1 protein-coding gene is annotated in these 475 nt (G+C 42.1%); it reads right to left on the bottom strand.

What is annotated here, in order from left to right; all coding sequences use genetic code 11:
• A partial coding sequence (locus tag ACYQ3Q_RS28495; protein ID WP_459931749.1) for an SLAC1 family transporter occupies window positions 1–475 on the bottom strand: 475 nt, incomplete at both ends.

Below are 475 nucleotides of genomic sequence, written 5' to 3'. Positions count from 1 at the left end.
TCTCGGAAAGTGGAATTCTGCTTTTCAAAAGTTTTCCATTTACAATTCCTGAAGCGGTATTCCAAATGACAATGATAAAGCATATCCATAAAATACTTAATTGTACGGTACTTGCAATTGCAAAAAAATTGCTTCCAGTAAGTTTTTCTAAAGCATAAGTTCCATTAGTAAAGCTTCCAATCGGAAACACATAACTCCACCAACCTAAATCGAAGGAGATTCCTTCGCCGGATTTGCGTAAGTGGAGCATGGTATATAAGGTAGACATTATAATCCACCACCAGCCCACTCCCCATAAAGATCCAGCAAAAAGCAGTGCAGTAGGGCGTAGGAGAGGGGCTAACTGGCCCAAACTCCCAGTCTGAAAGGTTAAACCACAAACGATCGACATGGCCATACCGATCGGGCCGATTTCTACCCATAAACTCGGTACTGTTTGCCCAGTTAAGCGGCTATGATAGACAAGACGGAAATA

This window comes from Desulfosporosinus burensis (genome assembly GCF_054657535.1).
Note: the sequence above shows the minus strand (reverse complement) of the source record. Positions and strands in the feature narration are given on the sequence as shown.